This window comes from Streptomyces rubellomurinus (assembly GCF_000961885.1).
In the GTDB taxonomy this organism is placed as follows: domain Bacteria; phylum Actinomycetota; class Actinomycetes; order Streptomycetales; family Streptomycetaceae; genus Kitasatospora; species Kitasatospora rubellomurina.
Genome location: NZ_JZKH01000052.1, coordinates 28068 through 53819, shown reverse-complemented (window position 1 = coordinate 53819; position 25752 = coordinate 28068). Strand labels below are relative to the sequence as shown.

Here is a 25752-nt window from a genome sequence, read left to right as displayed (position 1 = left end):
CAACCAGCCGATGAACCAGACCGAGCACCAGCTCCGGCTGACCATCGAGGCGCTGCGCGAGCGCCAGGAGCACGAGCTGATCAACAACCCGGAGTTCGGGCTGCTCGGCAACACCGACTTCGACCAGCGGATCCAGACGCACTCCGGCGCGCCCACGCCGGACGACCTGGACGACCTGCTCGCGATGCGCCGCGACACCGACTACCTGTTCGCCCACCCGCGCGCGATCGCCGCGTTCGAGCGGGAGTGCAACCGGCTCGGCGTCTACCCCGGCACGGCCGAGGTGCTCGGCAAGCGGCGGCCGGCCTGGCGCGGGGTGCCGATCTTCCCGTGCAACAAGATCCCGGTGGCGGACAACCAGACCACCTCCTTCCTCGCGATGCGCGTCGGCGAGGACAACCAGGGCGTGGTCGGCCTCCACCAGATCGGCATCCCGGACGAGGTCGAGCCGGGGCTGAACGTCCGGTTCATGGGCGTCGACGAGAAGGCGATCACCTCCTACCTGGTGAGCGCCTACTACTCGGCGGCGGTGCTGGTGCCGGACGCGATCGGGGTGCTGGAGAACGTCGAGGTCGGGCACGCCCGCAGCTGAGCCACACGTCAGGGGAGTGCGGCGGGCGCGCGCAGCAGGAGCAGCGCGCGCCCGCCGAGCACCACCGCGCCGGCCGGGTGCGGCTCGCCCGCCCCGGCGGTGTCGACGACGGTCTCGTAGCGGGCCTCCGGCGCCGCCCAGGGCTCGCCGGGCAGGGTGAACACCACCGGTTCGTGGCCGGCGTTGAGGAGCAGCAGGAAGTCGTCGTCCCGCACCGGCCGCCCGGTGGCGTCCCGTTCGGACATCGCGCTGCCGGACAGCAGCATGCCGAGGCAGGCGGTCGGGGCGAACCAGTCGGCCTCGGTCATCTCCTTGCCGAGCCGGGTGAACCAGGCGAGGTCCGGGCGCCCGCCGGGGGCGGCGGCCCGGCCGGAGAAGAACGCCCGCCGGCGCAGCACCGGGTGGGCCCGGCGCAGCCGGACCAATCGGGCGGTCAGCTCGCACAGTTCGCGCCACTCGGGCCGTTCCAGTGTCGACCAGTCGACCCAGCCGACCTCGTTGTCCTGGCAGTAGGCGTTGTTGTTGCCGCCCTGGGTGCGGCCGAGCTCGTCCCCGGCGGTGATCATCGGGACGCCGGTGGAGAGCAGCAGCGTGGCCATCAGGTTGCGCAGTTGGCGCAGGCGCAGGGCGGTGACCTCCGGGTCGGTGGTCTCGCCCTCGGCGCCGTGGTTCCAGGAGCGGTTGTCGTCGGTGCCGTCCCGGCCGCCCTCGCCGTTCGCCTCGTTGTGCTTGCGGTCGTAGGAGACCAGGTCGCGCAGGGTGAAACCGTCGTGCGCCGTCACGTAGTTGACGGAGGCGCACGGGCGGCGGCCGTCGCGCTGGTAGAGGTCGGAGGAGCCGGAGAGGCGGTAGCCGAGCTCGCGGACGTCCGGGCGGGCGCCGCGCCAGAAGTCCCGTACGGTGTCGCGGTAGCGGTCGTTCCACTCGGCCCACAGCGGCGGGAAGCCGCCCAGCCGGTAGCCGCCCGGGCCGACGTCCCACGGCTCGGCGATCAGCTTCACCCGGGACAGCAGCGGGTCCTGGGCGACGGCGCTGAGGAACGGGTGCTCCGGGTCGACGCCGTCCGAGGCCCGGGCCAGGGCGGCGGCGAGGTCGAAGCGGAAGCCGTCCACGCCCATCTCGGCGACCCAGTGGCGCAGCGAGTCGGTGATCAGCCGGATCACCTGCGGGCGGCGGGTGTCCAGGGTGTTGCCGCAGCCGGTGTAGTCGGCGTAGCCGCGCGGGCGGTGCGGGGCGAGGCGGTAGTGGGCGGCGTTGTCGACGCCGCGCAGGGAGAGCGTCGGGCCCAGCTCGGCGCCCTCGGCGGTGTGGTTGAACACCACGTCGAGGATCACCTCGATCCCGGCGGCGTGCAGGGCGCGCACCATCCGCTTGAACTCGCCGACCTGGCCGCCGCGCGAGCCCGAGGCGGAGTAGCCGGCGTGCGGGGCGAAGTAGCCGATCGTGTTGTAGCCCCAGTAGTTGACCAGGCCGCGCGCCTGGAGGTGGTCCTCGCTGACGTGGTGGTGGACGGGCAGCAGCTCGACGGCGGTGACGCCGAGGCGGGTGAGGTGGGCGAGCGCGGCGGGGTGGGCGAGGCCGGCGTAGGTGCCGCGCAGGGCCGGGGGGACGTCGGGGTGGCGCATGGTGAAGCCGCGCACGTGCAGTTCGTAGAGGACGGTCTCGGACCACGGGGTCCGCGGGCGGTGGTCGTCGGACGGGTCGTCGGACCGGTGGTCGTCGTCCGCGACGACCACGGATCTGGGCACGTGGGCGGCCGAGTCGCGGTTGTCCCGGACGGTGTCGGCGACGTCGGCCTCCGGCCAGTTGCGGACGGCGGCGCAGACCGCGTCGTGCGCGGTGTAGTTGCCGTCGATCGCGCGGGCGTACGGGTCGAGCAGCAGCTTCGCCGGGTTCCAGCGGGCGCCCGTCCACGGGTCCCACCGGCCGTGCACGCGGTAGCCGTAGCGGGTGCCGGGGCGCACGCCCGGCAGGAAGCCGTGCCAGACCTGGACGTCCTGCTCGGTGAGGCGGTGCCGGCTCTCCCGGCCGTCCTCGTCGAACAGGCACAGGTCGACGGCCTCGGCGCCGGCCGCCCACAGCGCGAAGTTGGTGCCGGGGCCGCACGGCCCGTCCGGGCGGAAACGGGCACCGAGGGGGTGGGGGCTTCCTGGCCTCGTCCCGGCTTCCAGCTCCATGGCCCTGCCCTCCCTGGACGGGGTGTCCCGGACCCCGTGCCGTTGTTTCCTTCCCGGAATGCGGCGGGGGGAAGCCGTTGAACGGGGGCTTACCAGCGGATGGCTGTCCGGGGGGCGTGCTCCGGAGGGCGGGGCGAGGGCGTGTCCTCGGCGGGCCGGGGGTCGTTGTTCCCGGCGTTGGAACCGGACGGCGGGAGGCCCCGATGCGGCGCCGAGTACGGGTGTGGGCGCGGCATGCGGCGGCGGTGGGCTGCTGCTTGGCCGTCCTGGCGGGGTGCGGCGGCTCGGCGGGCGCCCCGGTCGGGGACGGCGCCTCGGCCACGGTCGTCGCGCCGCCTCCGCCGCCGTCGCGGGCGGTGCTCACGGTGCAGCCCGCGGACGGAGCGCAGGACGTGCCGCCGGAGGGGGCGGTGAAGGTGGCGGCGGCGCAGGGGAAGCTGCTGTCCGTCCGGCTGGCCGACGCCCGGGGGGCGGAGCTGCCCGGGACGATCGCCGCGGACGGCTCCTCGTGGGCGCCGGACGGGCCGCTGCCGCTGGGTACGGCGTTCACGCTGGACTCCGTCGCGGAGGACGACCAGGGGCAGAAGGCGGCCCAGCACGCGGAGTTCTCGACCGTCGCCCGGGCGCACACCTTCGTCGCGTTCTTCACGCCCGAGGACGGGTCGACGGTCGGGGTGGGGATGCCGGTGTCGCTGCGCTTCAGCCGCCCGATCGCGGACCGGGCGGCGGTCGAGCGGGCGGTGCAGGTGACCGCGGACCCGCCGGTGCCGGTGGCCGCGCACTGGTTCGGCAACCAGCGGCTGGACTTCCGGCCGCAGCAGTACTGGGCGGCCGGCACCAAGGTGGCGGTGGCGCTGCGGCTGAAGGACGTGCAGGGCGCGCCGGGCGACTTCGGCAGCCAGAACCGGGACCTGCACTTCACCATCGGCCGGGCGCAGGTCTCCACCGTGGACCTGGACGCGCACACGCTGACCGTCCGAGGAGGGCAGGGCGGCAAGGTGGTCCGGGTGCTCAAGGTGTCCGGCGGCAGCCCCGAGCACTCCACCTACCGGGGGGTGCTGGTGGTGTCGGAGAAGTACCAGGTGACCCGGATGAACTCGCAGACCGTGGGCATGGGCGACGAGTACGACATCAAGGACGTCCCGCACGCGATGCGGCTGACCGGCTCCGGCACCTTCGTGCACGGCAACTACTGGGCGAACCCCGGGGTCTTCGGCACCGCCAACACCAGCCACGGGTGCATCGGCCTGGCCGACACCAAGGGCGGCAGCAGCAAGGACACCCCGGCGGGCTGGCTGTTCGAGCACACGATCCCCGGTGACGTGCTGGAGGTGAAGGCCTCCGCGGGGGACTTCGTGCCGCCCTCGAACGGTCTCAACGGGTGGAACCTGCCCTGGGAGCAGTGGCTGGCCGGCAGCGCGCTGCGCTAGGCCCCGCCCGGCGGGCTTCACGGGGGGTTCACCCCCGCTCCACCCACCTCCCCTCCGGATTCACCCGGATGGCCCAGTTATCCTGCTCCGGCGCGTCGTGCCCCTGCTGGGGAAGATCGGCGCCCGGGTGCAACTCCCAGGGGCACTCGACGCGTCAAGAGAGTGGACAACGGGAGGGGAGAGACCGTGAAGACGGGTAAGGCGGCCGGCGCCGCGATACGCACCAGCCGGTTCGGGCGCAGGGGAGCTGCTGCGCTGGTCATGGGCGGGGTGCTGCTGCTGACCGCGGCCTGCAACGACGACAAGGGCGGTTCGGGCGGAGGTTCCGGGGGCTCCGGTGGCGACAACGCCGCCTCGGCCCCGGCGGACGCCGGCGGTGCGTCGGCGGCGCCGAAGACCTCGGCCGCGGTGCTGAACGTCGAGCCGAAGGACGGCGCCCAGGACGTCGCGCCGACCGGCCTGCAGGTGTCCGTCTCCAACGGCAAGCTGACCACCGTCGAGGTGACCGACAAGGACGGCAAGCCGGTCGAGGGTGCGATCACCCCGGACGGCACCGGCTGGAAGCCGGCGGCGGGCCTCGCGGTCGGCACGGCCTACAAGGTGAACGCGCAGGCCAAGGACGCGGACGGGCTGGTGGCCGCGTCCACCACCTCCTTCACCACGCTGACGCCGGAGAAGAAGGTCTCCACCAACGACAACATCAGCGACGGCGCCACCTACGGCGTCGGCATGATCGTCTCGGTGAACTTCACCAAGGACGTCAAGAACAAGGACGCCGTCCTCAAGGGCATCACCATCGACGCCGGCGGCACCGAGGTGAAGGGCCACTGGTTCGGCGACCGGCGGGTGGACTTCCGCCCGGCCGACTACTGGAAGCCGAACACCAAGGTCGTCATCAAGTACCGGCTGAAGAACGTCGAGGTCTCCCCGGGCGTCTACGGCGACGTGGACAAGGACGAGCCGTTCACCATCGGCCGCTCGCGGATCGCCACGGCGGACGCCAAGTCGCACCAGATGACCGTCGACCAGGGCGGCAAGGTCACCACCGTGCCGGTCACCCTGGGCGCGGACGCGACGCCGTCCTGGGGCGGGACGATGGTGATCATGTCCAAGGAGAAGGTCACCCGGATGAACTCGCAGACCGTCGGCCTCGGCGGCGAGTACGACATCCAGGACGTGCCGCACGCGATGCGGCTGACCACCTCCGGCACCTTCGTGCACGGCAACTACTGGTCCAGCCCGTTCGGCAAGACCAACGCCAGCCACGGCTGCGTGTCGATGGCCGACGAGAAGGGCGGCAGCGACTCCTCGGTGGCCGGCAAGTTCTTCAACGACTCGATCGTCGGCGACGTCGTGAAGATCGTGAACACCAAGGAGAAGACCGTCGCCCCGTCCAACGGGCTGGGCGGCTGGAACGTGGCCTGGGCGAACTGGTAGGCCGTACCGGTCCGCGGGTTCGATGAACCCGGGCGACCGGGGGATTCCGTTGGTTCTCATGCCGGCACCGTGCCGGCGGGTTTCATGCCGGGGCGGTCCGATCCTCACCCGTTGGGGTCGGGCCGTTCCGGTTTTCGGGGCGATGAGCCCCTCGAATGGCGCAACCTTTCCGGAGGGCCGGCGCATCTAGCGGTCGGGGCCCACGGGCCCCAGGGGAGCAGAGGGAGGGATCGACGTGAGGTCGATACGCAGAGTGGTGGCCGCCGGTGTGGTCGGCGGGGCGATGGTGCTGACGGCGGCCTGCAGCAGTGGCGGCAGCGGCGGCGGCAGCGCGGCCAAGGCCGACATCGGGGCCGGCGCGGCCCCCGCCTCGGCGGCGGCGGCGACGCCGGGCAGCGCCGCGCCGAAGGTGTCGCAGGCCGCGGTGAGCATCGAGCCGAAGACCGGTTCGGTGGACGTGGCGCCGACCGCGCTCAAGGTCGGCGCGACGGGCGGCAAGCTCACCACCGTCAAGGTGAGCGACAAGTCCGGCAAGGAGGTGCCCGGCACCATCGCCGCGGACGGCCTGAGCTGGACCCCGACCGCCGGCCTCTCGGTCGGCACGGCCTACCAGGTCAGCGCGATGGCGGCGGACGCCAACGGCGTGGTCGCCGAGGCGGACAGCAGCTTCACCACGCTGACGCCGGAGGTGCAGGCCAAGGCCGCCGACAACGTCGACGACAACGCGACGTACGGCGTCGGCATGATCGTCTCGGTGGAGTTCACCAAGGACGTCAAGAACAAGGACGCCGTCGCCAAGAGCATCTCCTTCGAGACCGACAACGGCACGGTCGTCAAGGGCCACTGGTTCGGCGACCGGCGGCTGGACTTCCGCCCGGAGAACTACTGGAAGCCGGGCACCAAGGTGACGGTGCACTACCGGCTGAAGAGCGTGGAGATCGCGCCGGGCGTCTACGGCGGTTCGGACCGGGACGAGCCCTTCACTATCGGGCGAAGCCAGGTCTCGACGGTTGACGCCGCCGCGCACCAGATGACCGTCGTCGGGGACAACGGCAAGACCGAGCAGATCGACATCACCTCCGGCTCGGACGACCACCCGACCTGGAACGGCACCATGGTCGTCATGTCCAAGGAGGGCACGGTGCGGATGCAGTCCAGCACCCTGCCCGGCATGACCGGCGCGCCGTACGACCTGCAGGTGCCGCACTCCATGCGGCTCACCACGTCCGGGACGTACGTGCACGGCAACTGGTGGGCCCGCAACGGCGTGTTCGGCGGGGACAACGTCAGCCACGGCTGCGTCGGGCTCAAGGACGCGGAGGGCGGCGGCAGTTCCACCACCGCCGGGAAGTTCTACGACAGCTCGATCGTCGGCGACGTCGTGATCGTCAAGAACTCGATCAAGAAGGAGACGCTGGAGCCGGACAACGGGCTCAGCGGCTGGAACCTGGGCTGGAGCCAGTGGTAGGCGGGCGCTGAGCCGCTGGTGAGCGGGCGTCGGGGTCAACCCGGGTTTGACCGGGGTGGCCCCGACGCGTTTTCCGACGCCTGTTCGGACGATCGCCGGGTGGTTCCGGATTGCTCCCGGCATATGCCGAACTGGGCGTGATCGTTTGCTCATTGTCCGTACGCGGCCGCTTGCGTTCCGCAATGATGGTCCGCATGGCGGGTTGGGGCGAAACAGATCAGTCAGTGGTTACCGTGGCCGGCGCGGTCGCGGAGGCGGCCTGGGCGGACGTCCCGGGCACACTCTCGGAGTTGGAGCGGCTCAGCTCGGCGGAGCTGGAGGAGATGTACTCCCCCAGACTGTGCGGCCAGTCCTCGCCGAACGAGGTGCGGCTGCCGTCCCGGCCGGCGTCGGCCAAGGTGGCCCGGCGGCTGGTGCTCTCCGCGCTGGCGTCCTGGGGCCTCCACCAGCACCTGGAGGCGGGGGAGTTACTCACCAGCGAGCTGGTCGCCAACGCCGTCCGGCACGCCGGCGGGCGCACCATCGGCCTGTACGTGGGCCGCAAGCCCGGGTGGGTGCGGATCGAGGTGCGCGACTCCTCGCGGTCGCTGCCCTGCATGATCCTCGCCGAGCCGCGGCCGGTGAACGAGCGCGGGCGGGGGCTGAAGGTCGTCGACGACCTGGCCGACCGCTGGGGCGCGGACCTGCTGCCGCGCGGGAAGGGCGTCTGGTTCGAGCTGAAGGTGCGCGACCGGAACTGAGCCGCCCGGCCGGCCGGCGCGACCGGCCGGGGATACGCGCAGGGCCCCCGGGTTCGCCGTGATCCGGCGATGGGGGCCCCTGCAAGTCATCGCGCCGGCCAAGGGGGTGCGTGCCGCACGATGGGCGTCGGCAGTGCCAGGTCGGGCCCGCCGAAGTCTTCGTTGCGTCGACTATCGCACGGATCTCAGCATGTGGGCAAACCGCGCGACTTGGAATGAAAGGTTTGTAACCTACTTCACCTTTGGATTTTGCATAGGTTAACGCTGCAACCTGTGAATATTCATGATCGCAGGGTTCAGGAGAGCATCGCGATCCGGTACTGCATGATCCGGTAGATCGTCGGGTCCGGGACGTACCATTGGCTGACGACGATGTGGAAGTCGCCGAACGTCGAGCCGGGGACCACGAAGCCGCCGTACGGGCTGAGGACGAGGTTGCCGGCCTCCTGGCCCGGGGCGCAGGGGAGGATCATGGTCTGCTCCAGCGTCCTGGTCAGGTCCGAGGTCGGGAGCGGGAAGACCATCGCCCTGATCGACAGCGGGTCCATGTTCAGCCAGGTGAGGACGTACTTGCCGTCCATGGCGCGGAAGCAGATCTCGCCCCACTTGCGAGTGCCGAAGACCGTCGTCGGGGCGGGCGCGTTCCACTGCCAGCCGCTGTCCGTGAAGCCCCACGGCTCGTAGGCGTCCGGGTTGCCGAGGCTGTCCTGGCGCACCCGGTGCAGCAGCATCCCGGATTCGACGTCGCGGTTGAAGACCGTCGACAGCACGTAGCAGTAGCCGTCGTCGGCCACGGCGTAGGTCTTCTGCTGGAACTGGCCGCCGTACAGGTCGGCCGGCCACTGGCACAGGTACTCCCAGGTCTCGCCGTTGTCGGTGGAGCGCCAGAAGTCCGTGTGGTGGGTGTCGTAGATGACGCCGCGCATCAGATGCATGTACATCACGCCGTTGACGACGAACGCGTCGGACGGGATCGCCGTCGTCCGCTTGTCGCCGACCCAGGTGTGCGGCTCGTCGACCAGGCTGCGGGCGTGGTCGCCGCCGACGACGCCGTCGATGCGCAGGTTGTTCGGGTCCGCGCTGCTGGAGCGCAGGCCCACCGGGGCGTACCAGTCGCCGTCGCCCACGCCGCTGCCGTCGAAGGTGTCGCCGCAGACGAAGAGCATCGTGCCGTCCGGGCACCGCACGGGGATGCCGAGGTCCGTCCACGGCGCGCCGAACGGCCCGGTCTCGGCGAGGCCGCTGAGGTTCTTCACCTTGGTCGCGATGGTGGGAGCGGTCGGGTCGTTCGGGCCGCCGGCGATCGCGGCGGGAGCGCCGGCCGCGAAGGCCCCCGCTCCCACGGCGACGCCGATGCCGAGCTTGAGGACCGTGCGGCGGGTGAGGTCGTTCCCGGCGGGCGAGTGCGTCATGTGGCCTTCCCTGGCGAGGAGTTGTGCGAGTCCGGCGAGGCCGGCGAGTCCTGCGGTCTCCCGAGGCTATGGCGGGCCACCGGCGCGCCGTCGATCGGAGACGAACCTTCACCCGAACGAGCTAGGCATGGGTGCGGCCCGGCCGTAGCATCGGGGGCGTGAACCTCTACTGGCACGCCGTGCTGCCACCGCTCTGCGCCTGATCGGGCGTACGCGCTGGTCGGCAGACCCCTTCCCGAGCCCCGGTTCGGCCCGCTGAGGCCGCCGGGTGTCGTTGCGGCGTGCGCCCGTTCTCGAAACCACTCCCACTGACGGTTTTCGACGACGGAAGTTCACGACTGTGCCGCATCGTTTGTCCGCGCCCACGCCCACGCCCATGCCCACCTCCACGCCCGTGCCCGCGTCCGGCCGGCCGGCCGGCGGCGCGCTGCCGATCCTGGCGGCCGCCCTGCTCTGGGGCACCACCGGGACGGCGGCCTCCCTCGCACCCGCCGCCGCCCCGGCCGCCGGGATCGGGGCGGCGGCCCTGGTGCTCGGCGGACTGCTGCTGTTCCTCACCGACCGCACCGCCCGGACCCTGCCCCGCACCTGCGGGGCCCGCGAACGCCGGCTGCTCGCGCTCGGGGCGGTGGCGGTGGTCGGCTACCCGCTGACCTTCTACCCGGCAGTCGCCCGCACCGGCGTCGCCGTCGCCACGGTGATCGCGCTCGGCAGCGCGCCGGTGTTCACCGGGCTGCTCGGGTGGCTCACCCGGCAGGGCCGGCCCGGCGGGCGCTGGGCCGGAGCCACCGGGCTCGCCGTGCTCGGCTGCGCCGTCCTCGTCCTCGGCCCCGAACTCGCGGGCGGGGGCGGGGCGGTGGACCTCCTGGGGGTGCTGCTCGCGGCGCTCTCCGGGCTCTCGTACGCGGTGTACTCGCTGATCGGCGGCCGGCTGATCGCGAACGGGCGGCCCTCGGGCGGGGTGATGGGCGCGATGTTCGGCGGGGCCGCGCTGCTGGTCTCGCCGGTGCTGCTGCTGCTGCTCGGCGGCGGCGGTGGGGCGGGCTGGCTGCTCACGGCGCGCGGCGCCGGCGTGGTCCTGCACCTCGGGGTGATCACCACCCTCCTCGCGTACCGCCTCTTCGGCCACGGCCTGCGCCACACCACCGCCCAGACCGCCACCACCCTCACCCTCGCCGAACCGGCCGTCGCGGCCCTCCTCGGCGTCGCCGCCCTCGGCGAACGCCTCCCGGCCGCCTCCTGGTGCGGCCTGGCCGTCCTCGCCGCCGGCCTCACGGTGCTCGCCCTCCCCACCCGCCGCTGAGCCCCCGCCCGCGCGGGAAGTCGGCCCGGCCGACTTCCTGTGCGGCGGGCACCCGCGGCCAAACCCGCTCGACCTCGCCGCACCCGTACGGGGACCATGGGCGGATGTCGTCCACCGAACCCGCCGCCCGGGAGCTCCAGGAGCGCGCCGCCCTCTGGACCATCGGTGAGGTCCGCGCCCACGAGGTCGTCGACGCCGCCTGCGACGCACTCGTCGCCGGACTCGGCGGCCCCGCCCTGTGGACCCTGGCCGCGTGCACGCGCGGCGAGGCGGACTGCGACGTGCCGGAGATCCTGCCGGCCGCGCTCGACGAGCTCGGCCTGACCTTCCACCCGGTCGGCAGCGAGGCCTGCCGGGAAGCCGCCGTCCGGGCACTCGCGAACCGGACGCTGGCCGGTCGGCTGACTCCCCGGGAGCTCGCCTCCCGGATCCACCTGCACTTCGGGCACCGGCTGCCCCTGGCCGAACGGCTCGCCGAGCTCGACGACGAGTACGACCTGGTCCACCTCGGGGCCGGGCGCGCCGCCGCGGAGGTCGACGCGGAGGTCAGGGCCGAAGCCCTCCGACTGGCTCGGGACGCGCCGGCGCACTCGTCCGGCCGCTGAGCCCCGGTGCGGTGGCCGGTTGCCGTCCGCATGGTTGAACGTGTTCAAGGGGCGTGCCAGGCTGGCGGCGGGCCGATCGTTCGTACCGCCGGGGGCGCGGCGCGGGCCCGCGGATCTGTGGGGGAGACGTGGATTCAGGGACGCGGGCCGGCCGGCTCGTCCGGTGGGGCGCGGTGGCGGTGGGGGGCCTGGCCCTCTACGCCGCCTGTGCGGTCATGGAGGCCGGGGGCGACCGCGCCGTGATCGAGCAGGCCGACCTGGTGGGGGACTGGGGCAACCGGGACGGCACCCGGCTGCACATCGCGGGCGAGCACAGCGTGTCCATCAGCGGCCTCGACCAAGCCGTGCCCGACAACGGATGCCCGATGACCGTGTCGGTCGGGACGTGGAGCTTCCTCGAACCGAAGGGCTCGCGCCGGACCTCCCCGCCCCCTGAGCCGCTGACCGGGAGCGATGCCGTCGACCTGGAGCTGAAGCCGGACGTGGGCTACCCCCGCGCCTGCTCGGTCTTCGTGAAGGTGCAGCGCGACGACGACGGGTACGACCTCTGCCTCGTCATGGACCCGGACCAGACCTGCATGGACGACGAACTCCTCCGCAAGCGCGGGCCTCGGAGCGGCTGACCGGCTGACCGGCCGACCGCTGACCGGCCCGGTCAGGCCAGGAGGCCGCCGGTGTAGGGGTCTTCGGCGAGGAGGCGCCAGGAGTGCCGGGGGGTGGCGAAGGACTCCGGGTCGACGGCCTCGACCAGGCCGTCGACCTCGGTGCGCAGGAAGGAGTGCGGGTCGAAGACCGTCCAGTCGTCGTCGCCGTCCCCGTCGTGCCAGTCCTGCCCGCCGTACTCCCAGCGGTCCCAGTGGGCGCGCACCCGCTCGTACGTCCACAGGGCGTAGAGGAGGGCGGAGAGGTCGCGGTTGAGGTAGCGGGCGGGGTCGTCGGCGCCGTGCAGGCCGGGGAGTTCGAGGCGGCCGGTGGTGCCGTCGAGCGCGATCACCAGGTCGTGCGGCCAGTAGCCGAGTTCGAGGTGGTGGGTGAGCTCGGCGAAGTCGTCGGGGTACCTGGCGGCCATGGTGGTGAGCGGGGCGTCCGGGTGGACGCCGAGCATCTCGCCCTCCAGGGGCAGGCCGGCCTCGACGAGGAGCCGGCGGGTCGGCTCGTGGGTGAGCTCGGCGGGCAGCTCCTCGGGGCGGTAGCGGCGGACGGCGGCGTCCTCCTCGTCGAGCAGGCGGGCCAGGTCGGCGACGAGGTCCGGCTCGAAGTCGTAGGCGAGGCCGTCCGGTTCGCCGGGGCGGGCGCCCCAGGCCAGGGCGGCGATCAGCAGCGCGGTGTGCCAGTGCGGGGGCGGGGCGCCCCGGGTGAACAGCTCCGGGTCGAGCGCCCGCATCCGCTGCTCGGCCGCCGATCGCACGGCGTCCGCCACCGCGGCACCCCGGCGGCCGCCGAACGCCGCGCGGTCGGCGGCGCCGGTCGCGACCGCCTCGACCTCCCGCACCAGGGCGGCGAGCGCGGGCAGCGAGGAGGCGAGCAGGTCGCCCTCGTCCTCCCGGCCGGACTCCTCGGCGAGCCGGACCTCGCCGGTCTCGCCGTCGAGGACGACCAGGCTGCCGCAGTAGGCCGTCCCGCCGAGGACGGTCCACCGCCCGCCCCCGGCCGGCGCGGTGCCGGGGGAGCGGAACTCCAGGAAGGCGCCGCTCGCCGGCAGCGCGGCGATGCCCGTACGGTCCGTCATGACTCCCCCTCCGATCCGATGACTGGCCAGAGCGTACGTGACGGCCCTGACAACGGGCGCGCGGGGAAGGCAGGATGGTGGGCGGGGAAGGGTGGGCGGCATGGCGGGACCGGCAGTGGGGCTGTGGCTGTTCGAGCGGCGGGAGTTCGGGGCCGTCCGGGCCGAGGCGGCCGCGTGGCTGGAGGGCTTCTGCGCGCCGGTCGAGACCGGGGTCGGCGGCGACCTGGACTTCCGGGTGCGGGACGCCACGGCCCTGGGGCCGGTGGAGCCGGACCTCGCCGACCTCGGGGTGTTCTTCCTGTCGGAGGACGAGGAGATGCCGGCGGAGGACGAGGACTACTCGGCGTTCCCGCGGCCGCCGGTGCAGGGCCTGGTGCTCGGCGCGGGCTGCTCCGGCCCGGCGAACCACCGGATGCTCGGCCACCTGGCCCTCGCGCTCGCCGAACGCCTCGGCGCGCTGGTCGACTTCGACGGCGTGCTGGGCTATCGCACACCGTGCGACGACGCGGGCGACGAGGCGCTGCTGGCCGGGGCGCGGGCGCTGGTCGCCGCCCTCCCGGGCCGGGTGGTGGAGGTCCCGTACGACACCGGGGGCGGCGAGCGGTGGTTCCGGCACGTCGGCGACGCGGAGTTCCTGGCGGCCTGGCTGCGGCACCCGGCCTTCCACCTGGTCACGTAGACAGTCGGCCTAGGGTGGGGTGATCACCGGACCAGCGGAGGAGTGGCAGCCATGACCGACCAACACCCCACCGGGCCGGGCCCGTTCGAGCTCCTCGCGCGGTACCGGCAGGCGATGCTCGACATGGACGCGGACGCGCTCGCCGACCTCTACGCCGAGGACGCCGTGCACGAGTTCCCGTTCCTGTTCCCCGGGATGCCCGAGGCCTACCGGGGCCGGGAGGAGGTGCGGGCCGGGTACCGGGCCGCGTGGGGGGCGAGTGCGGCACGGGTGGCGGAGATCCGCGAGGTGGCCGCGCACCCGGGCGCGGACCCGGAGGTGGTGGTGGTCGAACAGGTGGTGCACGGCACGATCAGCGGGACGGGCAAGCCGTTCGCGTTCCCCGGGCTGCTGGTGCTCCGGGCCCGGGGCGGCCGGATCGTGCACGTCCGCGACTACATGGACGGCCTCGGCGTGGCCGCCGGAACCGGCCGACTGGCCGCTGTGGCAGCGAAGTTGGCGGAACCGGCCTGACCGGGAGCCCGGGGCCGGCAAAGCCGTTGAGCCCGTGGGCGGCGGTCGGGAAGACTGCCGCCCATGGGCTTTCGACGTTTCGTGTCCCTCGACCCTGACGGGATGGCGGAGAGCGGTTGGCTGTACGTGGTGGTCGAGGCTCCGACCGGGGTCGTCCACCGGCACCAGTACGGCGGCACCGCGTGCCGCCAGGGCCGGGTGGAGGGCTTCCTGGTCCCGGTGTGCGGCCCCGGCGCGACGGCCGGCCTGCGCGAGCTGTTCGAGGGCGGGGGCGAGCCCTGCGGCGCCGACGCCCGGGACCGGAGGCTGCGCGCGCTCGTGGCGGGCATCGTCTACTGGGCGTGCGACGGGCGGGCCGAGGAGCCGCACGCGCTGCGGGTGGACGAGGGCCGGGCCCGGGAGATCGACGAGGCGTGGGTGCCGGTGGTCACCCCGGACGGGCCCGGCGTGCTGGTCTGGCCCAACTCGGACTGAGCCCAACTCGGACTGAGCCCTCCTCGGACTGAGCCCTGGCCGGGCTCAGCCGGCCGGAGTGGCCGGGCAGTGCCCGCTGAGGCAGAAGCCGGCGACGAGGCTCGCCTGGACGTCCCGCAGCGGGGTGGGCCAGCTGGTCTCGGGGCCGGCGACGAGCAGGGCGTACGCCTGGCCGTCCGGGCCGGTGACGATCTGGTCGACGGTGTGCCGGACGCCGCGCCCCGCCAGGTCGTAGGAGTACTCCAGCACCGCGCCGCCGCCCGGCGTCCGGTCCAGCCGCAGGCGCCGGTAGCCGGGGAAGCGGCCGGAGTCGGCGGCGAGGCTGCTGTCGGTGGAGGTGGCCTGGGCGTACGGGCTGTCGCCGCCCATCGAGAACACCTGGATCAGGCTGTTGCCGTCCGGCGAGTCGTAGAAGACGGACGTGCCGTCGACGCGGCGCTGCCAGCCGTCCGGCACCGGCAGGGTGAAGCCGGCGGCGTCCTGGGTGGGCGTGGTGTGCAACCCGGTGGTGGGCGTGGCGGACGGCGTGGGCGTGGCCGTGGGCGTCGGGCCGCCGGACGGGGTCGCGGGGAAGGTGAACTCGGGGTAGGGCGGCGGAGCGTCCGAGGCCCTGGTGCTCGGCAGGGGCGTGCCGAGCGGGGTGGCCGTCGCCTTCGCGTGGTCGTCGTGTCGCCCGTACAGGTACCACCCGCCGCCGCCCGCGACGGCCCCGAGCAGCACGCCGACGAGCGCCGCCACCAGCACGGGCCGCCGCCGCCCGCCGGGACGGTCCGGGGGCGGCGTCGACCGGGGCCCCGCCGGCGCCCGCAGCAGCGGCGCCGTCAGCGGCGGCGGAACCGCCCCGACCGGAGGCGGCACGGCCCCGAGCGGCGGCGGAGGCGGCGGTGCCGGCACCCACTGCTGCCGCTGCGCGTCCCAGATCTCCCCCACCAACGCCCCCCCGAAGTCCGTGACCGGCCGCTCGGCCGAGACCGGAGACTACCGTGGCAGAACGCCCGGCCGCGCCGGAAGCCCCCGGCGCGGCCCTCCCGGCCGCGTGATCAGCACTCGACGATCAGCACTCGACGATCAGCACTCGATGACGTTGACCGCGAGCCCGCCCCGCGACGTCTCCTTGTACTTGATCTTCATGTCGGCCCCGGTCTCCTTCATCGTCTTGATCGCCTTGTCCAGCGAGACGTGGTGCCGCCCGTCCCCGCGCAGCGCCATCCGGGCCGCCGTGACGGCCTTGACGGACGCCATGCCGTTGCGCTCGATGCAGGGGATCTGGACGAGGCCGCCGACCGGGTCGCAGGTGAGGCCGAGGTTGTGCTCGATGCCGATCTCGGCGGCGTTCTCGACCTGCTCGGGGGTGCCGCCGAGCACCTCGGCGAGGCCGCCGGCGGCCATCGAGCAGGCGGAGCCGACCTCGCCCTGGCAGCCGACCTCGGCGCCGGAGATGGAGGCGTTCTCCTTGAAGAGCATGCCGATGGCGCCGGCCGCGAGCAGGAAGCGGACGATGCCGTCGTCGTCCGCGCCCGGGATGAAGTTCAGGTAGTAGTGCAGGACGGCCGGGATGATGCCCGCCGCGCCGTTGGTCGGCGCGGTGACGACCCGCCGGCCGGAGGCGTTCTCCTCGTTCACGGCCATCGCGTAGAGGGTCACCCACTCCATCGCGTTGGCCGGGCCGATGCCCTCGGCGCGCAGCGCCCGGGCGCCCGAGGCGGCCCGGCGGCGGACCTTGAGGCCGCCCGGCAGGATGCCCTCGCGGGTCATGCCGGCCCGCACGCACTCCTGCATCACGGACCAGATCTCCAGCAGCCCGGTGCGGATCTCCTCCTCGCTGCGCCAGGCCTTCTCGTTCTCCAGCATCAGGCCGGAGATCGACAGCCCGGTCTCCCGGGTGAGGCGGAGCAGCTCCTCGCCGGTCCGGAAGGGGTAGCGCAGCGCGGTGTCGTCGGGCTTGACCCGGTCGGCGCCGATCGCGTCCTCGTCGACGACGAAGCCGCCGCCGACCGAGTAGTAGGTCTTCTCCAGCAGCGTCGAGCCGTCCGCCGCGAACGCCCAGAGGGTCATGCCGTTGGCGTGGTAGGGCAGCGAGCGGCGGCGGTGCAGGATCAGCTGGCTGTCGGGGTCGAAGTCGATCGGGTGCTCGCCGAGCAGGTTGATCCGCTTCTCGGCGGTGATCCGCTCGACGTCCTTGTCGGCCTGGTCGACGTCGACGGTGCGCGGCGAGTTGTTCTCCAGGCCGAGCAGGACGGCCTTCGGGGTGCCGTGGCCGTGGCCGGTGGCGCCCAGCGAGCCGTAGAGCTCGGCGCGGACGGCCGTCACCTGGGTCAGCAGGCCTTCGGTCCGCAGCCGGCGGGCGAACATCCGGGCGGCGCGCATCGGGCCGACGGTGTGGGAGCTCGACGGGCCGATGCCGATGGAGAAGAGGTCGAAGACGCTGATGGCCACGGGGGGACGTCCTTGTCTGGTCTCGTGGAAGGACTGGAGCGTGGAGGGGGAGCGGGGCGCCGCATGAGGAGGGGCACCGCGCGCACTTCCAGTGTGCGCGGTGCCCCGGGGCCCCAGGTACGCCGGCGGGGTGAGACAGGTCACCCCGGCCCGGCCGCACTACTCCTGGTTGGCGAGGTTCGGGTACAGCGGGTACTTCTCGGCCAGCGCGGTGACGCGGGCCTTCAGCGCGGCGGCGACGGTCTCGTCGAAGGCGGGCTTGAGCGCCTCGGCGATGATGTCGGCGACCTCGCGGAAGTCCTCGGCCCGGAAGCCGCGGGTGGCCAGGGCCGGGGTGCCGATGCGCAGGCCGGAGGTGACCATCGGCGGGCGCGGGTCGTTCGGGATGGCGTTGCGGTTGACGGTGATGCCGACCTCGTGCAGGCGGTCCTCGGCCTGCTGGCCGTCGAGCTGGCTGTTGCGCAGGTCGACCAGGACGAGGTGGACGTCGGTGCCGCCGGAGAGCACGCTGGCGCCGGCCTCGGCGACGTCGGCCCGCAGCAGGCGCTCGGCCAGGATCCGCGCGCCCTCCAGGGTGCGCTGCTGGCGCTCCTTGAACTCCTCGGACGCGGCGACCTTGAAGGCGACGGCCTTGCCCGCGATCACGTGCTCCAGCGGGCCGCCCTGCTGGCCCGGGAAGACCGCGGAGTTGATCTTCTTGGCCCACTCGGCCTTGGACAGGATGACGCCGCCGCGCGGGCCGCCCAGGGTCTTGTGGGTGGTGGTGGTGACGACGTCCGCGTACGGCACCGGGTTGGGGTGCAGGCCCGCGGCCACCAGGCCGGCGAAGTGCGCCATGTCCACCATGAGCAGGGCGCCGACCTCGTCGGCGACCCGGCGGAACTCGGCGAAGTCGAGCTGGCGCGGGTAGGCGGACCAGCCGGCGATGATCAGCTTCGGCTGGTGCTCCTTGGCGAGGCGCTCGACCTCGGCCATGTCGACCTGGCCGGTCTTCTCGTCGACGTGGTACGCGACCACGTTGTAGAGCTTGCCGGAGAAGTTGATCTTCATGCCGTGGGTCAGGTGACCGCCGTGGGCCAGGTTCAGGCCCAGGATGGTGTCGCCCGGCTGGATCAGCGCGAACATGGCGGCGGCGTTGGCCTGCGCGCCGGAGTGCGGCTGGACGTTGGCGTGCTCGGCGCCGAACAGGGCCTTGATGCGGTCGATCGCGATCTGCTCGACCACGTCGACGTGCTCGCAGCCGCCGTAGTAGCGGCGGCCGGGGTAGCCCTCGGCGTACTTGTTGGTGAGCACCGAGCCCTGGGCCTCCATGACCGCCACCGGGGCGAAGTTCTCGGAGGCGATCATCTCCAGGGTGGTCTGCTGGCGGTGCAGCTCGGCGTCGACCGCGGCGGCGATCTCCGGGTCGAGGGCGTGCAGGGACTGGTTCAGAACCGTCATGGTGTGGTCTTCCCGGGAGGAGGAGGGAAAGGGGCCGGGGCGGGACGGGCCGCGCTGCCGCGGCCCGCCCCTGCGGGGGCTCAGCCCTGCGGGTTGGTGAGCGCGTCGTACTCGGCGGCGCTGAGCAGCTCGTCGGTGGACTCCACGCGGACCTTGAACAGCCAGCCGCCCTCGAACGGGGCGCTGTTGACCAGGGCGTTGTCGTCCAGGACGTCCTGGTTGACCTCGACGACCTCGCCGGTCACCGGGGAGTACAGGTCGCTGACCGACTTGGTGGACTCCAGCTCGCCGCAGGTCTCGCCGGCCTCGACGGTGTCGCCGACCTCGGGCAGCTGCACGTAGACGATGTCGCCGAGGGCGTCGGCGGCGTGCTTGGTGATGCCGACCGTGGAGACACCGTCCTCAGCGGCGGTCAGCCACTCGTGCTCCTTGGTGTACTGCAGGTGCTGGGGGTTGCTCATGGCGTCATTCTCCAGGATGGGAAGCGGGTACGACGAAGCGGGCCGCCACTCGGACGGCTGCGACGTGCGCGTATGGGAAAGCGGGGGGAGCGGGGAGGGGTCAGCGCGCGCGCTTGTAGAACGGCAGCGCGACGACCTGCACCGGCTCGTGCTTGCCGCGCACGTCCACCGCGACGGTGGTGCCGGGGGCGGCGTGGGCCGCGTCCACGTAGGCCATCGCGATCGGCCGGCCCAGCGTCGGGGACGGCGCGCCGGAGGTGATCCGGCCGATCGGGGCGCCCTCGGTGGAGACCACGGTGTACTCGGCGCGCGGCACCCGCTTGCCCTCGGAGACCAGGCCGACCAGGACCTTCGGAGGGTTGGTCTCGGCCGCGGCGGCGGCCCGCTCCAGGGCGGCGCGGCCGACGAAGGCGCCGCCGTTGGTGGTCTTGTCGAAGCGGACGACCCGGCCCAGGCCCGCGTCGAACGGGGTCAGGTCGGTGGACAGCTCGTGCCCGTACAGCGGCATGCCGGCCTCCAGGCGCAGCGTGTCGCGGCAGGACAGGCCGCACGGCACCAGGCCGCGGCCCTCGCCGGCCTCGGTCAGCGCCTGCCAGATCGCCTCGGCGTCGGCCGGGGCGCAGAAGATCTCGAAGCCGTCCTCGCCGGTGTAGCCGGTGCGGGCCAGCAGCACGTCGCGGCCGGCCACCTGGGCGGGGAGGATCGCGTAGTACTTCAGGCCGGGCAGGTCGGCCTCGGTGGTCCCGGCCAGGATGCCGGTGGCCTCCGGGCCCTGGACGGCGATCAGCGCGTAGGTGTCGCGGTCGTCGGTGACGACGGCGTCGAAGCCCTTGGCGCGGGCGATCAGCTCGTCGAGGACCAGCTGGGCGTTGGAGGCGTTGGCGACGACCAGGAAGGCGTCCTCGCGCAGGCGGTAGACGATCAGGTCGTCCAGGATGCCGCCGTTCTCGGCGCAGATCATGGTGTAGCGGGCGCGCAGCTCGCCGAGCGCGGAGACGAAGCCGACCAGCGCGTGGTCCAGCATCTCGCCGGCCTGGGGGCCGGTGACGGTGATCTCGCCCATGTGCGAGAGGTCGAACAGGCCGGCCTTGGTGCGGACGGCGAGGTGCTCCTCGCGCTCGCTGCCGTAGCGCAGCGGCATGTCCCAGCCGGCGAAGTCGGTCATGGTCGCGCCGAGGGCGCGGTGCAGCGCGTCGAGCGCGGTCAGGCGGAGGGACGACATGGCCAGGAACTCCTCGGTCGGGGCACTCAGGGGTGCGCGTGCCGGACCGGACCCGCTCGGGGGCCGACCCTGCGCGCGGGCATGCGGCGGCGTGGGTCTCCCCATCTGTCGTCGAACCTGAGAGCTTCACCGCCCACTGCCCGGTGCTGGTTTCCAGCATCGGGGACAGCATGGCGGCTTGCACCGTGGGTGGGCGCGCGACCGGGCCGTGCGCCGCTTTCCAGATGTGCCTAACCCGTGCGGTAGGGGGGCCTGAGAGATTCCGGGGAGGACTTGCTCCTTCGGCGCCGGCTGTGCCGCCGTGGCGGCACTCCGGGCTCTCCCGCGCGGGTTCGAGCGGCCGGTGTGGAGTTGTGGAGCCCGCGGCGCATGCCGTCGGACGCGCACATCATGGCACGTCCGGGGCGGCGAAGGGAGAGGGGGCTGGGTCACACCCGGCCCCAGCACCGAACACGCCCTCTAAACTGCTCCGCGTCGGTGCGGCACAGGGCGGCCGGCGGCGGAGCGGCGGCGGACGGGGTGCCCGGTGGAGCAGCAGCAGGGGTGGGGCGGTCCGGACTCGGCGCCGCAGGGCGGCACGTGGCCGGCCAACGAGCTGGAGCAGGTGCTGACCGCCGCGCTGGGCGACCCGGGCGCGACGCCGCGGGTGATCGAGGTGCTGGCCCGCAGCCAGGTGTGGATCCCGCTGCCCGCCGGGGGCGACCCGCAGGGGCGGTCGCTGGACCTGCCGACCATCGAGCTGGGCGGCGAGCCGTACGTGCCGGTGTTCTCCTCGCAGGAGGTGTTCCTGCAGCAGGCGCCGGGGATGGCGTTCGCGGTCGCGCCGGTGTGGGAGTTCGCCCGCGGGCTGCCGCTGGGCGTGGGCATCGCGGTCAACCCGGAGGCGGCGGTGGGGATTCCGGTGCCGCCGCAGGGGGTGGCCGAGCTGCGCCGTGGCCCCCGGGACGCCGCTCGTTGGGAGCTTCCCGAAGGCGCTGCCGACGCCCCGACCGGCGGCCGGGTGGCGCTGCGCGAGCCGGTGCCGGGCGAGGACCCGGAGCACTTCCTGGCCGCCTGCCGGGCCGAACTCGCGGCCCTGCCCGGGGTGCTGACCGCGCGTCGGGCGCTGGCGAGCGTCGAGGGCGAGCCGACCGTGATGTTCGTGGGCGTCCAGCTCGACCTGGCGGCCCCGGCCGACCCGGCGGCGGTGAACGAGGCGCTCGGCCGGGCGCTGGGAACCGCGCCGCTGCCCGGTGGCGTCCACCTCGTGCTGCTCGACCTCGCCGAGGACCCGGTGGTCGAGTGGCTGCTCACCCGGGTCATGCCGTTCTACTCGCGGGTGTGAGCGGGGTCGGTTCACAGGCACGTCGCCGTGGCGGTGGCCGGTGCCGCGCCATAGGGTGCGTGCAGACGGCTGACGGCCGGCGGGAAGAGCGAAAGAGGCGCGGCGAGGTGGGCGCATGAGTGCGGGAGCGGGAGCGGTGGGTGGACCGGGGCCCTGGGGCCAGGCGCCGACCGGGCGCCCCGGGGCGGACCCGGGTGCGCTGGAGCGCGCCCTGCGCGAGGTCGCGCCGGAACGCTACGACGCGTACGAGCAGTTGCTCCGCGCCCTGGCGGACGGCCAGGTGTGGATGCTGCTCTGGCACGGCACGCCGGGCAGCCCGGACGCCCAGTACGGGAACATGGAGATCAGCGGCCACGGCTATGCGCCGGCCGTCACCTCGGCCGAGCAGCTGACCGCCTCCGGCTGGGCGAGGGCCCACGAGGTCATCTCCGGTCGGGAGATCGCCGCCTCGCTGTACCGGACCCGCTGGGGCCTGTGGCTCAACCCGCACGCGCCGGGCGGCGGCGTCGGCGTGCCCTGGGCGGACCTGCGGCGGATCGCGGCGGGCCTGGACCGGCTGCCGGCCGGGCCGCTGAAGCTGAGCGAGCCGCAGGTGAACGCCGAGCAGTTCTTCGCGCTGCTGGCGCGGCAGGCGGGCGAGGTGCGCGCGGTGCGCGCGCTGCGCCGGGCCTGGGTGCAGCCGGCGGTGGGGGAGCCGTACCTGGCGATCGGGCTGGAGCTGTACGAGAGTTCGCCGCCGGCGGTGGAGGCGGTGCGCGCGCTGATGCAGCGGGCGATCGCGGTGGCCCCGGAGGGGCTGGCGGTGTCCACGGTGGCGATGGCGGACGAGTACGACCCGGTGGCGCTGTGGATGCGCGCCAACGCGCGGCCGTTCTTCGACCGGGAGGCGGGCCGCCCGCCGGCCGGGACGTACCACCCGCCGGCGCCGCCGTACCACGGGCAGCCCGGCTACTACGGCACGCAGCCGCCCGCGCCGGGCTGGACCGGGCAGCAGCCGCCGCCGGGGCAGTGGCCCGGATACCCGGGGCGCTGAATCACCAAACACGTTCGCACGAAGCCGACTTGATTTCGCATCAGGTCGGCTTCGGTGTTTTCCGGTCGAATTCGGGTCGATTGCCGTCCAGGCATCTTGACATGGCTGTTACAGCGGTGTGAAGAGGGATATGCCACCGAATCCCGTGGTGCATGCACGCAGATCACAGTTGGGCATCTGTCGGTTGTCAGGGCTGGCGCAAGCCAGTTCGGATGGCAGAGAGTTCTGCGCAACGCAAAGCGCGTACTGGTTACCCCACGAAGGTGAACGCGCACGCCGACCGCTCGATCCGCCGTGTGACGCCCATCCCGCACGGGGGAAGTAACTCGTGCACGACGCACCGCCGCGCACAACTGCCAAGCAACTCCTGCACCTCCGCACGTCCGCAGCCGCACCGCCGACCCCCGGCGTCCGGCGCCCGTGGGCCGGCCACCGTCGGCGAGGGGATCTACTGACCATGACCGCACCCATCACTACCGCCGGGAACGAGCCGGAGGCACCGGCCTCCCCGAGCCCGGCCAAGACGATCGAGGGCCGTTCCCTCGGCCGGATCGCCTGGACCCGTTTCAAGCGGGACAAGGCCGCCGTCGCCGGCGGCGTCGTGGTGATCCTGCTGATCCTGCTCGCCCTGCTGTCCCAGCCGATCGAGTCCCTGTTCGGGCTCGACCCCGACGCCTCGAACACGGACCTGCTGGACGCCGACCTCGGCGGCCTGCCGTTCGGCGACTGGGGCGGGATGAGCGGCGACCACCCGCTCGGCGTCGACCCCCTGCAGGGGCGTGACCTGCTCGCCCGCGTGATCGACGGCTCCTGGGTCTCCCTGCTGGTCGCCTTCGGCGCGACCCTCCTGTCCAACACCCTCGGCGCCGTGCTCGGCGTGATGGCCGGCTACTACGGCGGCTGGGTGGACACCCTGATCAGCCGGCTGATGGACGTCTTCCTGGCGTTCCCGCTGCTGCTGTTCGCCATCGCGATCTCCGCCTCGCTCCAGGGCGGCGCGTTCGGCCTGCACGGCCTCCCGCTGCACATCATGGTGCTGATCTTCGTGATCGGGTTCTTCAACTGGCCCTACATGGGCCGGATCGTGCGCGGACAGACCCTCTCGCTGCGCGAGCGGGAGTTCGTGCACGCGGCCCGCAGCCTCGGGGCCCGCGGCCCGTTCATCCTGTTCAAGGAGCTGCTGCCGAACCTGGTCGGTCCGATCCTGGTCTACTCGACCCTGCTGATCCCGACCAACATCCTCTTCGAGGCCGGTCTGAGCTTCCTCGGCGTCGGCATCCAGCCCCCGCAGTCCTCCTGGGGCGGCATGCTGGCCGACGCGAAGAACTACTACCAGGTGGACCCCCAGTACATGGTGGTGCCCGGCCTGGCGATCTTCATCACCGTGCTCGCGTTCAACCTGCTCGGCGACGGGCTGCGTGACGCCCTCGATCCCAAGAGCAACTGACTCTGCGTCAGGAACCTCCCTCCTCCACATCCTCAAGGGGTTGATCTCACCCATGCGTAGGTCCCGCACCCTCGCGCTGACCGCCGCGGCCGCCGCCGTGGTCATGGTCGTCACCGGCTGTTCGTCCAGCGCCAAGGGCGGCAGCGGCAAGTCCTCGGCCGGCGCCAACGACGCCAACGCCGGCGGCGCCAACGCGGCCGTCAAGAACATCGTCAACGCCTCGGACAAGAAGGGCGGGACGGTCACCTACGAGATGAAGGGCACCCCGGACTCCCTCGACCCGGGCAACACGTACTACGCCTACATCTACAACTTCTCGCGCCTGTACGGCCGTCCGCTGACCACCTTCAACCCGGCCGCGGGCGAGGACGGCAACAAGCTCGTACCGGACCTCGCCGAGTCCCTGGGCCAGCCCAGCGCGGACGGCCTGACCTGGACGTACAAGCTGCGCGCCGGCCTGAAGTACGACGACGGCACCCCGATCACCTCCAAGGACGTCAAGTACGCCGTGGAGCGCTCGAACTTCGCGCCCGAGGTGAACTCCAACGGCCCGACGTACTTCCACGACCTGCTGGTCGACAACCCGGACAAGTACCAGGGCCCGTACAAGGACAAGTCCGGCGACCTGAAGTCGATCGAGACGCCGGACGACACGACGATCATCTTCCACCTGCAGCACCCGTTCGCGGACTTCGACTACCTGGTCAGCGCCCCGCAGACGGTGCCGGTCCCGCAGGCCAAGGACACCGGCGCCGACTACGTGAAGCACATCGCGGCCTCGGGCTCCTACAAGTTCGAGTCCTACGAGGACGGCAAGCAGGCCGTCCTGGTGCCGAACACCAACTGGGACAAGAGCACCGACCCGATCCGCAAGCAGCTCGCGGACAAGATCGTGCTCAAGATGAACATCGACCAGGCCACCATCGACAAGGACCTGCTGGCCGGCAACGCCCAGGTCGACCTGGTGGGCGGCGGCGTCGACCCGCAGACCCAGGCGCAGATCCTGCGCGACGACAAGCTCAAGGCCAAGACCGACAACGCCTACGGCGGCCGCCTGGTCTACATGGCGATCAACAGCAAGGTCGCGCCGTTCGACAACATCGAGTGCCGCAAGGCCGTCCAGTTCGCGATCGACAAGGTCGCGGTGCAGACCGCGCTCGGCGGCCCGATCCGCGGCCAGGTGGCCAACACCGTGCTCCCGCCGGACATCCCGGGCCACCAGGACTTCAACCTGTACGAGACCAAGGACAACAAGGGTGACGAGGCCAAGGCCAAGGACGCCCTGAAGGCCTGCGGCAAGGACAGCATCAGCACCGTCCTGTCCGCCCGCACCGAGCGTGCCACCGAGGTCGCTGCCGCCACCCAGATCCAGGCGCAGCTGAAGAAGGTCGGCATCAACGTCGAGATCCAGCAGTTCCCGCAGGGCAAGTACCTGACCGACTCGGCCGGCGCGCCGCAGTTCACCCAGGACCACAACATCGGCCTGATGATGATGCAGTGGGGCGCCGACTGGCCGACCGGCTACGGCTTCCTGCAGCAGATCGTCGACGGCCGGGCGATCAAGCCCTCCGGCAACAGCAACCTCGCGCAGCTGAACGACCCGGCGGTCAACAAGCTGCTCGACGACGCCGCGGTCAACCCCGACCGGGCCGCCCGCGAGAAGATCTACGGCGACATCGACAAGAAGGTCATGGAGTCCGCGACCTACGTCCCGCTGACCGACTTCAAGGTCTTCCTCTACCGCCCGGACAACGCGACCAACATCGCGTCCACCCCGGCCTTCTCGGGTGAGTACGACTACCTGAACATCGGCACCACCAAGTAAGAGCC

Annotated in this window: 22 protein-coding genes, 1 pseudogene and 1 riboswitch; of the genes and pseudogenes, 15 read left to right on the top strand and 8 right to left on the bottom strand. The window is 72.7% G+C overall.

Annotated features, from left to right (window positions below; translation table 11 throughout):
• Window positions 1–592, top strand: a pseudogene (locus VM95_RS23555) (Crp/Fnr family transcriptional regulator); the annotation flags it as partial.
• Between the two features lie 8 nt (window positions 593–600).
• On the opposite strand, the gene glgX reads toward VM95_RS23555, so the two are convergent.
• Window positions 601–2769 (bottom strand): glycogen debranching protein GlgX, encoded by a 2169-nt coding sequence (glgX, locus tag VM95_RS23550; RefSeq protein WP_045700051.1) that lies wholly within the window; start codon window positions 2767–2769, stop codon window positions 601–603.
• 203 nt (window positions 2770–2972) lie between these two features.
• Between glgX and VM95_RS23545 the strand changes: the two genes are divergently transcribed.
• The 4 genes from VM95_RS23545 (at window position 2973) to VM95_RS23530 (ending at window position 7844) form a co-directional block, all read left to right on the top strand.
• Complete coding sequence (locus VM95_RS23545; protein WP_052706475.1) at window positions 2973–4199, top strand: L,D-transpeptidase; 1227 nt, start codon at window positions 2973–2975, stop codon at window positions 4197–4199.
• A 186-nt stretch (window positions 4200–4385) separates the two neighbouring features.
• Window positions 4386–5636: a L,D-transpeptidase gene (locus tag VM95_RS23540; protein WP_244178914.1), complete on the top strand. Its 1251-nt coding sequence runs from the start codon at window positions 4386–4388 to the stop codon at window positions 5634–5636.
• Window positions 5637–5871: 235 nt separating this feature from the next.
• Window positions 5872–7104 carry a L,D-transpeptidase gene (locus VM95_RS23535; protein WP_045700048.1) on the top strand — a complete coding sequence of 411 codons (1233 nt, stop codon included), beginning with the start codon at window positions 5872–5874 and terminating at the stop codon, window positions 7102–7104.
• Between the two features lie 224 nt (window positions 7105–7328).
• Window positions 7329–7844, top strand: coding sequence for an ATP-binding protein (locus VM95_RS23530; protein ID WP_244178913.1), 516 nt, complete (start codon window positions 7329–7331; stop codon window positions 7842–7844).
• A 296-nt stretch (window positions 7845–8140) separates the two neighbouring features.
• Here the strand turns inward: VM95_RS23530 and VM95_RS23525 are convergent, their stop codons facing one another.
• Entirely contained in the window at window positions 8141–9256 is a 1116-nt protein-coding gene (locus VM95_RS23525; protein ID WP_045700047.1) for a DUF4185 domain-containing protein, read from the bottom strand.
• Window positions 9257–9632: 376 nt separating this feature from the next.
• On the opposite strand from VM95_RS23525, the gene VM95_RS23520 reads away from it, so the two are divergent.
• From VM95_RS23520 to VM95_RS23510, 3 genes are all read left to right on the top strand, one after another.
• Complete coding sequence (locus VM95_RS23520; RefSeq protein WP_045700046.1) at window positions 9633–10559, top strand: DMT family transporter; 927 nt, start codon at window positions 9633–9635, stop codon at window positions 10557–10559.
• 104 nt (window positions 10560–10663) lie between these two features.
• Entirely contained in the window at window positions 10664–11164 is a 501-nt protein-coding gene (locus VM95_RS23515) for a hypothetical protein (RefSeq protein ID WP_045700045.1), read from the top strand.
• Between the two features lie 128 nt (window positions 11165–11292).
• Window positions 11293–11787, top strand: a complete 495-nt coding sequence (locus VM95_RS23510) for a hypothetical protein (protein WP_157882175.1) — start codon at window positions 11293–11295, stop codon at window positions 11785–11787.
• Between the two features lie 32 nt (window positions 11788–11819).
• On the opposite strand, the gene VM95_RS23505 is transcribed toward VM95_RS23510, so the two are convergent.
• Window positions 11820–12893, bottom strand: a complete 1074-nt coding sequence (locus tag VM95_RS23505; protein WP_045700043.1) for an SUKH-4 family immunity protein — start codon at window positions 12891–12893, stop codon at window positions 11820–11822.
• A gap of 100 nt (window positions 12894–12993) precedes the next feature.
• Here VM95_RS23505 and VM95_RS23500 point away from each other — a divergent pair, with 100 nt between their 5' ends.
• From VM95_RS23500 to VM95_RS23490, 3 genes are all read left to right on the top strand, one after another.
• Window positions 12994–13572 (top strand): DUF6368 family protein, encoded by a 579-nt coding sequence (locus VM95_RS23500; RefSeq protein ID WP_157882174.1) that lies wholly within the window; start codon window positions 12994–12996, stop codon window positions 13570–13572.
• Window positions 13573–13623: 51 nt separating this feature from the next.
• A complete protein-coding gene (locus VM95_RS23495) occupies window positions 13624–14085 on the top strand; it encodes a nuclear transport factor 2 family protein (protein WP_045700041.1) in 462 nt (153 codons plus the stop codon).
• Window positions 14086–14187: 102 nt separating this feature from the next.
• Window positions 14188–14559: a DUF6210 family protein gene (locus tag VM95_RS23490; protein WP_052707524.1), complete on the top strand. Its 372-nt coding sequence runs from the start codon at window positions 14188–14190 to the stop codon at window positions 14557–14559.
• A gap of 45 nt (window positions 14560–14604) precedes the next feature.
• On the opposite strand, the gene VM95_RS39015 is transcribed toward VM95_RS23490, so the two are convergent.
• From VM95_RS39015 to gcvT, 5 genes are all read right to left on the bottom strand, one after another.
• On the bottom strand, window positions 14605–15489 hold the full coding sequence (locus tag VM95_RS39015; RefSeq protein ID WP_052707523.1) for a hypothetical protein: 885 nt from the start codon (window positions 15487–15489) through the stop codon (window positions 14605–14607).
• Window positions 15490–15627: 138 nt separating this feature from the next.
• Window positions 15628–16995: an L-serine ammonia-lyase gene (locus VM95_RS23480; RefSeq protein WP_045700039.1), complete on the bottom strand. Its 1368-nt coding sequence runs from the start codon at window positions 16993–16995 to the stop codon at window positions 15628–15630.
• A 159-nt stretch (window positions 16996–17154) separates the two neighbouring features.
• On the bottom strand, window positions 17155–18435 hold the full coding sequence (gene glyA / locus VM95_RS23475) for a serine hydroxymethyltransferase (protein ID WP_045700038.1): 1281 nt from the start codon (window positions 18433–18435) through the stop codon (window positions 17155–17157).
• Between the two features lie 80 nt (window positions 18436–18515).
• Complete coding sequence (gene gcvH / locus VM95_RS23470) at window positions 18516–18896, bottom strand: glycine cleavage system protein GcvH (protein ID WP_045700037.1); 381 nt, start codon at window positions 18894–18896, stop codon at window positions 18516–18518.
• Window positions 18897–18996: 100 nt separating this feature from the next.
• Window positions 18997–20118: a glycine cleavage system aminomethyltransferase GcvT gene (gene gcvT / locus VM95_RS23465; protein WP_045700036.1), complete on the bottom strand. Its 1122-nt coding sequence runs from the start codon at window positions 20116–20118 to the stop codon at window positions 18997–18999.
• 230 nt (window positions 20119–20348) lie between these two features.
• Window positions 20349–20453, bottom strand: a riboswitch (glycine riboswitch).
• A gap of 191 nt (window positions 20454–20644) precedes the next feature.
• Between gcvT and VM95_RS23460 the strand changes: the two genes are divergently transcribed.
• The 4 genes from VM95_RS23460 to VM95_RS23445 all read left to right on the top strand — a co-directional run bounded on the left by VM95_RS23460 (window position 20645) and on the right by VM95_RS23445 (window position 25747).
• Window positions 20645–21442: an enhanced serine sensitivity protein SseB C-terminal domain-containing protein gene (locus tag VM95_RS23460; protein ID WP_045700035.1), complete on the top strand. Its 798-nt coding sequence runs from the start codon at window positions 20645–20647 to the stop codon at window positions 21440–21442.
• 115 nt (window positions 21443–21557) lie between these two features.
• Window positions 21558–22475: an enhanced serine sensitivity protein SseB C-terminal domain-containing protein gene (locus VM95_RS23455; protein ID WP_078860424.1), complete on the top strand. Its 918-nt coding sequence runs from the start codon at window positions 21558–21560 to the stop codon at window positions 22473–22475.
• A gap of 457 nt (window positions 22476–22932) precedes the next feature.
• On the top strand, window positions 22933–23922 hold the full coding sequence (locus VM95_RS23450) for an ABC transporter permease (RefSeq protein ID WP_045700034.1): 990 nt from the start codon (window positions 22933–22935) through the stop codon (window positions 23920–23922).
• Window positions 23923–23974: 52 nt separating this feature from the next.
• Window positions 23975–25747, top strand: coding sequence for an ABC transporter substrate-binding protein (locus VM95_RS23445; RefSeq protein WP_045700033.1), 1773 nt, complete (start codon window positions 23975–23977; stop codon window positions 25745–25747).
• Window positions 25748–25752 lie beyond the last annotated feature (5 nt).

What these genes read in the sequence shown, in the direction of transcription:
- glgX (WP_045700051.1), bottom strand. Translation starts at nt 2,769, where the DNA reads ATGGAGCTGGAAGCCGGGACGAGGCCAGGAAGCCCCCACCCCCTCGGT.
- VM95_RS23545 (WP_052706475.1), top strand. Translation starts at nt 2,973, where the DNA reads ATGCGGCGCCGAGTACGGGTGTGGGCGCGGCATGCGGCGGCGGTGGGC.
- VM95_RS23525 (WP_045700047.1), bottom strand. Translation starts at nt 9,256, where the DNA reads ATGACGCACTCGCCCGCCGGGAACGACCTCACCCGCCGCACGGTCCTC.
- VM95_RS23520 (WP_045700046.1), top strand. Translation starts at nt 9,633, where the DNA reads ATGCCCACCTCCACGCCCGTGCCCGCGTCCGGCCGGCCGGCCGGCGGC.
- VM95_RS23515 (WP_045700045.1), top strand. Translation starts at nt 10,664, where the DNA reads ATGTCGTCCACCGAACCCGCCGCCCGGGAGCTCCAGGAGCGCGCCGCC.
- VM95_RS23505 (WP_045700043.1), bottom strand. Translation starts at nt 12,893, where the DNA reads ATGACGGACCGTACGGGCATCGCCGCGCTGCCGGCGAGCGGCGCCTTC.
- VM95_RS23500 (WP_157882174.1), top strand. Translation starts at nt 12,994, where the DNA reads ATGGCGGGACCGGCAGTGGGGCTGTGGCTGTTCGAGCGGCGGGAGTTC.
- VM95_RS23495 (WP_045700041.1), top strand. Translation starts at nt 13,624, where the DNA reads ATGACCGACCAACACCCCACCGGGCCGGGCCCGTTCGAGCTCCTCGCG.
- VM95_RS23490 (WP_052707524.1), top strand. Translation starts at nt 14,188, where the DNA reads ATGGCGGAGAGCGGTTGGCTGTACGTGGTGGTCGAGGCTCCGACCGGG.
- glyA (WP_045700038.1), bottom strand. Translation starts at nt 18,435, where the DNA reads ATGACGGTTCTGAACCAGTCCCTGCACGCCCTCGACCCGGAGATCGCC.
- gcvH (WP_045700037.1), bottom strand. Translation starts at nt 18,896, where the DNA reads ATGAGCAACCCCCAGCACCTGCAGTACACCAAGGAGCACGAGTGGCTG.
- gcvT (WP_045700036.1), bottom strand. Translation starts at nt 20,118, where the DNA reads ATGTCGTCCCTCCGCCTGACCGCGCTCGACGCGCTGCACCGCGCCCTC.
- VM95_RS23455 (WP_078860424.1), top strand. Translation starts at nt 21,558, where the DNA reads ATGAGTGCGGGAGCGGGAGCGGTGGGTGGACCGGGGCCCTGGGGCCAG.
- VM95_RS23450 (WP_045700034.1), top strand. Translation starts at nt 22,933, where the DNA reads ATGACCGCACCCATCACTACCGCCGGGAACGAGCCGGAGGCACCGGCC.
- VM95_RS23445 (WP_045700033.1), top strand. Translation starts at nt 23,975, where the DNA reads ATGCGTAGGTCCCGCACCCTCGCGCTGACCGCCGCGGCCGCCGCCGTG.